Origin of the sequence: Sphingobacterium tenebrionis (assembly GCF_037126265.1) — a bacterium.
Classification (GTDB): Bacteria; Bacteroidota; Bacteroidia; order Sphingobacteriales; family Sphingobacteriaceae; genus Sphingobacterium; species Sphingobacterium tenebrionis.
In genome coordinates this window covers 21835-31670 of sequence record NZ_JAYLLN010000044.1, presented here as the reverse complement: position 1 = coordinate 31670, position 9836 = coordinate 21835, and the positions used below count along the sequence as shown (strand labels likewise).

Below are 9836 nucleotides of genomic sequence, written 5' to 3'. Positions count from 1 at the left end.
CCAGGTGGCAAAAACTCCCTATTTGCGATAAATCAAGCCATCAACATGCTGAAAAGTACAAAACATCGACTTGCAGCCTAATATTGCTCATGAAATTATAATGGAGCTCCAAAAAGCTATAAAACAGAAGAAGGTGCCTTTTTAGACACCTTCTTGAAAAGTGCTTACAGCCCCGATTTACCTCGAACTAAGTAGGCTATTATATTATCTATGTCAGATTATCACTTCCTGGAATTAATGCTCCCTACTAAAGGAATTTATTCCTTTAAAATCCTATCTTTACAGAACCTATTAAAACAAACACAAACTAGTACTGAATTGAAATTAATTTAATCTTTCTTTTTCTTATTCATGAAACGTGTTTTTTTATCTTTTATCATTTTTTCTTTATTCGCTATCGGTTGTGCGGGCAATAAGTCCCAAAACGATCAAAATGGTTGGAAGCCCCTATTCAATGGAAAGGACATCAAGGAGTGGTTCGTGAAGATCCATCACCATGAAGAAGGCGAAAACTTCGGAAATACCTTTCGGGTTGAGGATGGGATTATTAAAATCCGATATGACCAGTATGGTGATTTCAACAACCAATTTGGGCACTTATACTATAAAAAGCCTTTTTCATATTATCACTTGAAATTTGAGTATAGGTTTGTTGGAGAGCTGCATCGTGGAGCCCCTTCCTATACACTTCGGAATAGTGGGGTGATGTTCCATTCCCAAGATCCGCGAAGCATGTTAAAAGAACAAGACTGGCCAATTTCTGTGGAAATGCAATTGTTGGGTGGACTTTCTGATGGAAAACCCAGGCCAACCGGTAATATGTGTTCTCCAGGAACCAATGTGGTATATCAGGGAAAAATAGCTTCTACGCATTGCTTGAATTCAACCTCCAAAACCTATGATGGAGATCAATGGGTAAAAGGAGAATTGATTGTTCTGGGGGACTCCTTGATTAAGCATATCATTAATGGAGATACGGTACTGCAGTATGCTAAACCCCAAATAGGCGGTGGTACCGCAAATGGATATGATCCGAAAATTAAAATCGAAGGTAAATTACTTAGCAGTGGATTTATCGCGCTTCAGAGTGAGGGTCAGCCGGTAGATTTTAAGAATATATGGATTAAGGAATTGAAAAAATAAAAAATCACACATGAAAAGAACTTCCTTATTAGCCATACTATTAATATCCCTGGCTTTCATCTCTGTTTTTGCCCAAACCAAAAGCATCAACATCGATCCCCAACCAAAGGAATACTGGTGGGGTGGGGCAGTCTCCTTAGGATCCAGCATGCCATTTGAAAAGGAAACCAAAGGTTTTGATTTGGAATACCAGAACCTCAATAACCAAGTCGTACCCCTGTTAATTTCGAATAAAGGGAGGTTTCTTTGGGCGGATAAACCGTTCAAATTTCAGATAACCAAAGAAAACAGCATCGAAGTAGACTCCAAATACGAAGAACTAAGATTGGAAACGGAAGGGAATACCCTCCGATCAGCTTATTTGGCGGCCAGCAAACTGCACTTCCCACCAAACCCGATTCTTCCCGATTCCCTCTTTTTCCTAAAGCCTCAATATAATACCTGGATCGAATTGATGTACAATCAAAACCAGGAGGATATCCTAAAATATGCAAAGGCTATCGTTGATAATGATTTTCCTACAGGGGTATTAATGATCGATGATAACTGGCAGCGCTATTATGGAAATTATGATTTTCGGGCAGAGAAATTCCCTGATCCCAAAGCGATGGTCAAACAGCTTCATGATATGGGTTTCAAGGTCATGTTATGGATTTGTCCGTTTAAAAGCTCTGATAGTCCGGAGTATAGGGAACTTTCCGCCAAAGGCTATCTGATCAAGGAAAAGGCAACAAAAAGCCCGGCGATCATTTCTTGGTGGAATGGTAAAAGCGCCTGTCTTGATCTTACAAATCCTGACGCCAAAGCCTATTTTGTGGGCAAACTGAAGAAGATGCAACAAGATTATGGTATCGATGGGTTTAAGTTTGATGCCGGCGACAATGAATTCTACAGAATGGATCGATTGGCAAGCTTTGACAGCAGTGCATTATCCGTAGACCATACCATGGCTTGGGCAAAAATAGGATTGGAGTTTCCGTTTAATGAATACCGTTCAGGATGGAAGATGGGCAATCAGCCCTTGGTACAGCGATTGGGCGATAAAGCCTACTCTTGGCGGGCCATGCAGATGTTGATTCCGGATATGCTCGCTTCAGGATTGTTAGGTTATGCCTATACCTTTCCGGATATGATCGGGGGCGGAAATTTTGCCACTTTTCTGAATATCAAAGAAAATGAATTCAATCAGAAATTGATTGTTCGCTCCGCCCAGGTGCATGTCTTGATGCCGATGATGCAGTTTTCGGTTGCTCCTTGGCGAATTTTGGATCAGGAACACTTGGAGATCACCAAGAACATGACCAAACTACATGAAAAATTTGGAGCCTATATATTAGATCTGGCAAAATATTCCAGTAAAACGGGAGAGCCAATTGTTCGGCACCTGGAATATGAATTCCCCAATCAAGGATTTGAAACCTGCAAGGATCAGTTTATGCTTGGCGATAATTTCTTGGTAGCACCGGTCATTACAGAAGAAGATAGCCGTCTGGTCAAATTGCCTAAAGGAAGATGGAAAGACGACCTCGGAAAAATACACAAAGGTGGGAAAACCATCAAGATCGATGTTCCGCTGAAAAGATTGCCTTATTTTGAGAAGATCTGATCTTAGATCTTCTCAAAAACATACCTCTCTCCTTTCTTGGTTTTGAACTGAAAGGAGATTCCTTTTTGATTCTTTGATTTCCACCTTACCATATTCCGGAACAACAGGTTACAGTCTTTTCCGGCCAGCGAAATTACCTCAGCTCTGACGATTTCCCCATCTTTCCACTCCATATCCAGTTCGAAATTACCCCTAGCCTTAATTCCCTTTATCCTTCCATTTTTCCAAACACTTGGCAAGGCAGGCAGAAGCCTTATTTCACCCAAATGACTCTGCATCAGCATTTCGATGATTCCTGCGGTTACCCCAAAATTCGCATCAATCTGAAAAGGAGGATGCCCACTAAACAGATTGCTATACAATCCTCCACCCGCTCGTCTTTTTTCCACTTTCTTTTCAACAGGCTCTAAAAACCCGAAGGATTTGTTCAAGATTTGGTATGCCCGATCACCATCTCTTAATCTCGCCCACCAATTCATTTTCCAAGCCATGCTCCAACCCGTACTGACATCTCCCCGATGCGCCAAGGTCTGTTTGACAGCTTTCACCAGATCATCCGAAAAGCCGGGGGAAATCTGTGTTCCGGGAAAAAGACCAAAGAGATGGGAGATATGTCGATGAGTATCCTTGGGATCATCCAAATCCTCCGACCATTCCTGCAGTTGGCCATATTTGCCAATCTTAAACGGATATAACCTCTCCTTAAACCCAATCAGTTCCTTTCTAAATTTCGCATCTGATCCTATTTCCTCTGAAGCTTGGATAACCGCAGTAAAAAGTTCCCGAACAATAGAAATATCCATGGTAGTAGCTTTTCCTAGACTATATCCTTTTCCTTGGTATTTGAAATGGTTTTCGGGTGAGCTGGAAGGGGCAGTTACCAGGAACCCTGATTCGGGATCTTCCACCAGCCAATGCATCATGAATTGTGCATTACCCTTCATCAATGGATAGGCTTTTTCGGATAGGAAAGTTTTATCTTGGGTATATTGGAAATGTTCCCAAAGATGGAGGGAAAGCCATGCTCCACCCATTTGCCAACAGAAGGCCTCTGGATAGTAGGTCCTGTCCTGATCGAAGTTTCCAACTGGGGAGGTCTTTGCCCAAAGGTCTGAATTATGATGAGCTACCCAACCTTCATGAATCCCATAATTTACTTTGGCAGTTTCCTTGCCGTTGATGGCCAGTTCTCCAATAAAATCCAATAAGGGTTGATGGCATTCTGATAGGTTGCTGTTTTCCGCAAGCCAATAGTTCATCTCGGTGTTGATGTTAATTGTGTAGTTACTGCCCCAAGGAGGTTGAACCTTATCGTTCCAGATACCTTGCAGGTTGGCAGGACGGCTTCCCGGTCGAGAACTGGAAATCAACAGGTAGCGGCCGAATTGAAAGAGCAAGGTTTGTAATTGAAAATCCGTGGGATCTTTCTCAAAATTCCGGATTCGATCAACAGTCATCAGGTTTTTCGGATCCTCGGAAACACCCAATTGAAAATCAACCCGATCAAATAATCGGCGGAAATCCTTGTTATGTTCCCTCTTTAAGGTTTGATAATCCTTTTTCAATACAGATTCCATTTTCTTTGCTGCTTCCTTCCCCGGATCTTTTCCATCTGCCATAGCAGATTTATCAAATCCATTGAAGCTGGTGTTTTCTGTGAGGTAAAGAGTGGCCTCATCTGCATCTTTAACTTCCAAAAATTCCCCATTAATTTTCAAAGTACCTCCTTTATGTTTGATGGCCAGTTTGGCCTCAAATAGCATTCCTTCCTTATCCTTGTATACGACTTGCTCGGGGAAATAATTTCGATGCGCAACGATGGTTGGTGTACGGCCTTTTAATACCAATTGATTTGATGCTATGCTTGAGGAAGCCTCTAATTTGCTGCTCATCCTTACACGAAAACTGACGTTTTTTTTCTTGTCTGCTTTAATATGCAGGATCATTGCTTTCGCAGGATGGCTGATAAATGCAGAACGTTTATATTTAACTCCTTGTACCTCATAGCTAACCGTGCTTACGGCTTGTTGTATATCTAAAGTTCGCATATAATTTTTAGCCTCTTGGGCTTGATGATCAAATTGAAGTTGCAGATCACCCAAAGGAAGATACCTGGCCGAATAAGGTCCCTGCATTTTCCGCCAGGTGGCCTCTGCATTTGCATATTCCTTCGCAAAAATCTGTTTCCTAAATACAGGCAATAGACCCGCTGCAGCAGGATTGTTGCCCGGATCTGGGGTTCCGGACCATAAGGTATGATCGTTGAGTTGAATCAACTCTTCGGATATTCCGCCAAAAACCATGGCCGCCGTTTGACCATTTCCCAAGGGAAATGCCTCCTCCCAAAATTCGGCAGGGCGATCTGCCTTGATCATATATGCTGAATTACTCTGGGCATTCAAATCTAAATAAGTAATGCTCAGCAATAATAGGATAGGTAGATAGATTCTTTGCATGGAATAATTTATAGGTTAAGAGGATGAAAACTAAACTTACAAAGTAAAATCCCAATTCCCTTAATTTAATTAAGAAATCGTTTTCGTGAATAAAACATCTTTTATTGTTAAATGCTTATTAAATTGGAACTCCAATATAACGCAAAATCATGAAAAGAAGGACTTGGTTACAACAGGCAGGCTTATTATTTGCAGGATTATCCTTGCAGAATACCCAGGCAGCTACCCAAATCGACCCTGTTTCCAACAACTATTTACCTGGACAAAAACAAGGAGATGATCGGGCATATTGGGTTTCCGTTCTAGTGAAGATGGCCAGTCCAATTCTGGAGAACATCAGTAAAGGTACATTTCAAAAAAATATGCCGATGGTAGTCTCCAGTAGTTTTGATGGCCGCAATCCGAAAGTGGGTTACCTTGAAGCGTTTGCCAGATTGATAGCTGGTATTGCGCCATGGCTGGCATTACCCGATGATAATACTTTCGAAGGCAAGCTTAGAAAAAAGTTTAGGGAGCAGACCATCCAGGGACTGATCCATGGGGTCGATCCGAATTCTCCCGATTATTTTGCTTGGAGGGACAAGTCATCGCAGACCTTGGTCGATGCGGCCCACCTTGCCTTAGCGTTTATGCGTGCCCCTAAAGCCTTATGGGATCCACTTCCCCAAAAAACCAAAGATCAGCTGATCAGCGAATTCAAACATATCCGTTGGATAAAACCTGGTCCGAACAACTGGATATTGTTTGCCGCCATAACCGAGAGTTTTCTGTATAGTGTTGGGGTAGAGCCGGAAAGAACAAAAATCGATCATGCGATAGACACCTTTGATACGGAATGGTATGTAGGCGATGGTTGGTACAGCGATGGAAAATCCTTTTCCTTCGATTACTACAATGGCTATGTGATCCACAGTATGTTGGTGGAAACACTGCGTCAGAATTTAAAAGCTGGGGATTACCAAGAAAAATACGATCGAGCCTATAAGAGGATGCAACGATATGCCATCCACTTGGAAAGATTGATCTCGCCGGAGGGTTATTTTCCGGTCATCGGTAGAAGTTCTACTTATAGAAATGGCGGTTTCCAACCCTTAGCGCAAGTGGCCTTGGAAAAAAAATTACCGAAGGACCTAAAACCAGGCCAGGTAAGAGCGGGCTTAACAGCCATCATGAAAAACATCTACCAACATGATATTTATGATAAACATGGATGGTTAGTGCTTGGATTAACCTCTGATAAACAAGGCAATTTAGCCGACTACTATACCAATGTTGGCTCGCTATATGAAGCTTCTTTAGCTTTTTTGCCTTTGGGACTGCCTGCATCTGATGAATTCTGGAGCAGCCCAGCCGAGAAATGGACTTCCCAAAAGGCTTTCTCTGGAGAATTGTTCCCCAAAGATTATTACGTAACATATTAAAGAATAGACTTTGCAAATCAACTAAAAGTATAGACTATGAAAATCAACCTCCATAAATTCAAAAAAACAGGTGTTGCTGCCGTAGCCTCCCTGTTGTTCATTAGTATGGCAGCAAAGCCGCCATCTTTTATTAAAGAAAGCTTTGTAAAAGCTGAAAAGCAGTATGAATTTCTGACGAAAGAAGCAGATGCCATCAAGCTATTTCCAAGAACGACCAACAAAGCAGGTAAACTCGTGGGAACCAATGAATGGGATTGGACCGGTGGGTTTTTCCCAGGATCCCTATGGTTCTTATACCATCAATCTGGAAATGAACAGACAAAGAATGCCGCCATCCAATGGACCGAGGCATTGGAAAAAGCAAAGGATTTTACGGTAAACCACGATATTGGTTTCGTGATGTATTGCTCCTATGGCAATGCCATCAAATACCTGAAAGATCCAGAAAAAGTTAAAAGCTATAAAGACTTGATCATCTATTCGGCAAATACAGCATTAAAACGTTATGACCCAAAAGTTGGCCTAATAAAATCATGGGACTCTAAAGGAGGTTGGGACAAAACCAAACCTTGGAAATACCCTGTTATTATTGATAACATGATGAACCTGGAAATGCTTTGTTATGTATCCGATCTTACGGGAGATCCCAAATTCAGGCAAGTGGCGATCAGTCATGCCGATAAAACCATGAAGAACCATTTTAGACCGGATTACAGCACCTATCATGTGGTGGACTATGACCTGTTGGGAAATGTGGTCCATAGACAAGCGAGCCAAGGCTATGCCGATAATTCCACTTGGGCACGAGGACAGGCATGGGCGATCTATGGCTTCACGATGATGTATAGAGAAACCAAAAAACCGGAGTACCTGGAAACGGCGCAAAAGGCGGCTAAATTCTATATGAACCACCCAAACCTACCAAAGGATAAGATTCCGAACTGGGATTTCAATGCTGGACAGGAAGGATATACACCTGTAGTGGATTTTTCGAAACGGAACTTGAATTACATCCCTAGAGATGCTTCGGCAGCGGCTATTGTTGCTTCAGCTTTGATCGAACTGTCGACCTTCTCCAAAGGCAAGGATAAAAAAGCCTATTTGAACTTCGCCAAGGAAACATTGGAAACCCTTTCAAGGCCTGAATATTTTGCAGGATATGGTGAGAATGGTGGTTTTCTGTTGAAACACTGTGTAGGGAGTCTTCCCCACAACTCTGAGATCGATAGGCCATTGGTCTATGCCGATTATTATTTTCTGGAAGGCTTGACCAGATTAAAGGAATTGAAATAAAAAATGGAGGGAAAGACCTAAACCTATCTTCCCATCCAACCCCCATCCACTGTAAGGATGGCTCCATGAACATAATCGGATGCTGCAGATGCTAAAAATACAGCGGGACCTTTGAAATCTTCCGGGTCCCCCCATCTGCCGGCAGGGATGCGGTCTAATATCGAAGCCGATCGATCAGCATCGTTGCGTAATGCTTCGGTATTGTCAGTAGCAATGTAGCCAGGCGCGATCGCATTGACATTGACCCCCTTGGATGCCCACTCATTCGCAAAAGCCTTGGTCATGGAGGCAATCGCACCTTTGGAAGCAGCATAGCCAGGCACATTGATTCCGCCTTGAAAAGATAATAGAGAAGCCGTAAAGATGATTTTACCAGATGAACGGGCAATCATTTCCTTCCCAATCTCTCGAGTAAGGATAAATTGTGCATTTTGATTGATCTCTATAATTTCATCCCAATATTCATCGGGATGTTCTGCAGCTGGTTTTCGGAGGATATTCCCCGCATTGTTGAAAAGAATGTCGATCTGTGGATGGTCTTGTTTTACCTCAGAAATAAACTGATAAAGGTTCGCTCGGTTTGAAAAGTCACATTGATACGCGAAAAACTTTCTTCCCAATTGCTGGATGGATTTTTCCACCTCAGAACCTTGGCGTTCCAGACTTGCAGAAACACCAATGATATCCGCTCCGGCTTCGGCCAATCCTTCGGCAATGGCCTTGCCAATCCCTCGCTTACAACCTGTTACCAAAGCGGTTTTTCCACTAAGATCGAATGTGTTTAATACCGACATATCGTTTATTTTACAGTGACTTTTATTGGTTTTTCAATTTTTTCTTTTTCGCTTTCTACTGCCTTTGCCCAAGCCTTTTCATCCGTAATTTTTCCTGCCCTGTTCCACGTGGCACCATTGTAATAAACAAAGGGACGATTATTTTTAGCCTTGCTTAACAGTAGAAACTGTTCTGGTCTATCGTTTATAAATTCTACCTTTTGGTCTGGAATGATGATGGCGACTCCTGTTCTTCCGCTCTTATTGATCTCAGGCTCCCAATAGGATAAACTACGGTTCCCTTTACCCAAAAGGAACAAAGGCTCTTTTTCCTTTCGTTTTGCCAAGCCGATTACAAAGGGCGTGTTAGCTGTACTTGCATTGTGCATGGATAATTCGATGCGATTGAAATGACTTCCTGCATCTAAACTGATCTGCTTTTGAAATCTTATCTGCTGGCCTTGGATATTTTCGGGTTCATATATTAGTAAAAAGGTACTTCTTAATGGACCATTGTCCAAAAGCTTAAAACTTCGATAATGTTTGCTGTAATGGATTTTCCCTTCTGGATAAAAAGCCATATCGCCCATACCCAAGGTCTGTCCTACCGAATAATAATCCAAGCCTTCGCCATGGTCTTTATGGTAATCCCCAGACTTATACCAGGCATCAATAATCAATTTATCTGTTCTTTTTGCCCAATAGTCCATGCCTTGCGCATCATCTGGTCTTCCTTCTAATGCTTTGCCATACATCCGAAAAGCAACCACATCGTTTTCCCAAGCAAAATCATCGTAGCGCTCAGGAACATAGCGAGCATAGGTTCTGGCTGGATAAACTTTCCCGCTCGTTCCACTAACAGAGAGCTTTACTTTTTCCTTCGCCTTTAGATCCACTAATATCAACACATTCTGTGGGGAAGATTGTCCTAGTTTTTCCAATTGATGGGGTAATTCATTTCCCTGTTCATCCCATATAGAAAAGACGGTATCTACCGAAAAGCTTGTTTTGAATTTCTCGAAAGGAATAGCGATCAATTCCTTTCTCGCATGGGCAGAAGGATTTTGGACGATGATCTGTTTCTGTGCAAAGCTCGAAATAGAGCATGCGAGAAGAAAAAGGATTCCAAAAAGCGCTTTCATGA

At 42.2% G+C, this 9836-nt stretch carries 7 protein-coding genes; 4 read left to right on the top strand and 3 right to left on the bottom strand.

The annotated features are described in order from the left end of the window. Positions 1 to 351 precede the first annotated feature (351 nt). Positions 352 to 1143, top strand: coding sequence for a 3-keto-disaccharide hydrolase (locus VJ786_RS14630; protein ID WP_336557969.1), 792 nt, complete (start codon positions 352 to 354; stop codon positions 1141 to 1143). Positions 1144 to 1153: 10 nt separating this feature from the next. Beyond that, the gene (locus tag VJ786_RS14625) at positions 1154 to 2749 is read left to right on the top strand and encodes a glycoside hydrolase family 31 protein (protein ID WP_336557968.1); all 1596 of its coding nucleotides are present in this window, start codon (positions 1154 to 1156) and stop codon (positions 2747 to 2749) included. A 2-nt stretch (positions 2750 to 2751) separates the two neighbouring features. Here VJ786_RS14625 and VJ786_RS14620 read toward each other — a convergent pair whose 3' ends face one another. Next, positions 2752 to 5205, bottom strand: coding sequence for a glycoside hydrolase family 95 protein (locus VJ786_RS14620; protein WP_336557967.1), 2454 nt, complete (start codon positions 5203 to 5205; stop codon positions 2752 to 2754). A gap of 149 nt (positions 5206 to 5354) precedes the next feature. Here VJ786_RS14620 and VJ786_RS14615 point away from each other — a divergent pair, with 149 nt between their 5' ends. Beyond that, positions 5355 to 6626: a DUF2264 domain-containing protein gene (locus VJ786_RS14615; RefSeq protein ID WP_336557966.1), complete on the top strand. Its 1272-nt coding sequence runs from the start codon at positions 5355 to 5357 to the stop codon at positions 6624 to 6626. A 36-nt stretch (positions 6627 to 6662) separates the two neighbouring features. Beyond that, positions 6663 to 7919: a glycoside hydrolase family 88 protein gene (locus VJ786_RS14610; protein WP_336557965.1), complete on the top strand. Its 1257-nt coding sequence runs from the start codon at positions 6663 to 6665 to the stop codon at positions 7917 to 7919. Between the two features lie 23 nt (positions 7920 to 7942). Here the strand turns inward: VJ786_RS14610 and VJ786_RS14605 are convergent, their stop codons facing one another. Both VJ786_RS14605 and VJ786_RS14600 read right to left on the bottom strand, forming a co-directional pair. After that, positions 7943 to 8713, bottom strand: coding sequence for an SDR family NAD(P)-dependent oxidoreductase (locus VJ786_RS14605; RefSeq protein WP_336557964.1), 771 nt, complete (start codon positions 8711 to 8713; stop codon positions 7943 to 7945). A gap of 5 nt (positions 8714 to 8718) precedes the next feature. Next, positions 8719 to 9834: a BT3233 family polysaccharide utilization protein gene (locus tag VJ786_RS14600; RefSeq protein WP_336557963.1), complete on the bottom strand. Its 1116-nt coding sequence runs from the start codon at positions 9832 to 9834 to the stop codon at positions 8719 to 8721. Between the last annotated feature and the right edge of the window lie 2 nt (positions 9835 to 9836).

Coding starts and splice junctions, on each gene's coding strand:
- VJ786_RS14610 (WP_336557965.1), top strand. CDS start 6,663: ATGAAAATCAACCTCCATAAATTCAAAAAAACAGGTGTTGCTGCCGTA.
- VJ786_RS14620 (WP_336557967.1), bottom strand. CDS start 5,205: ATGCAAAGAATCTATCTACCTATCCTATTATTGCTGAGCATTACTTAT.
- VJ786_RS14605 (WP_336557964.1), bottom strand. CDS start 8,713: ATGTCGGTATTAAACACATTCGATCTTAGTGGAAAAACCGCTTTGGTA.
- VJ786_RS14615 (WP_336557966.1), top strand. CDS start 5,355: ATGAAAAGAAGGACTTGGTTACAACAGGCAGGCTTATTATTTGCAGGA.
- VJ786_RS14625 (WP_336557968.1), top strand. CDS start 1,154: ATGAAAAGAACTTCCTTATTAGCCATACTATTAATATCCCTGGCTTTC.
- VJ786_RS14600 (WP_336557963.1), bottom strand. CDS start 9,834: ATGAAAGCGCTTTTTGGAATCCTTTTTCTTCTCGCATGCTCTATTTCG.
- VJ786_RS14630 (WP_336557969.1), top strand. CDS start 352: ATGAAACGTGTTTTTTTATCTTTTATCATTTTTTCTTTATTCGCTATC.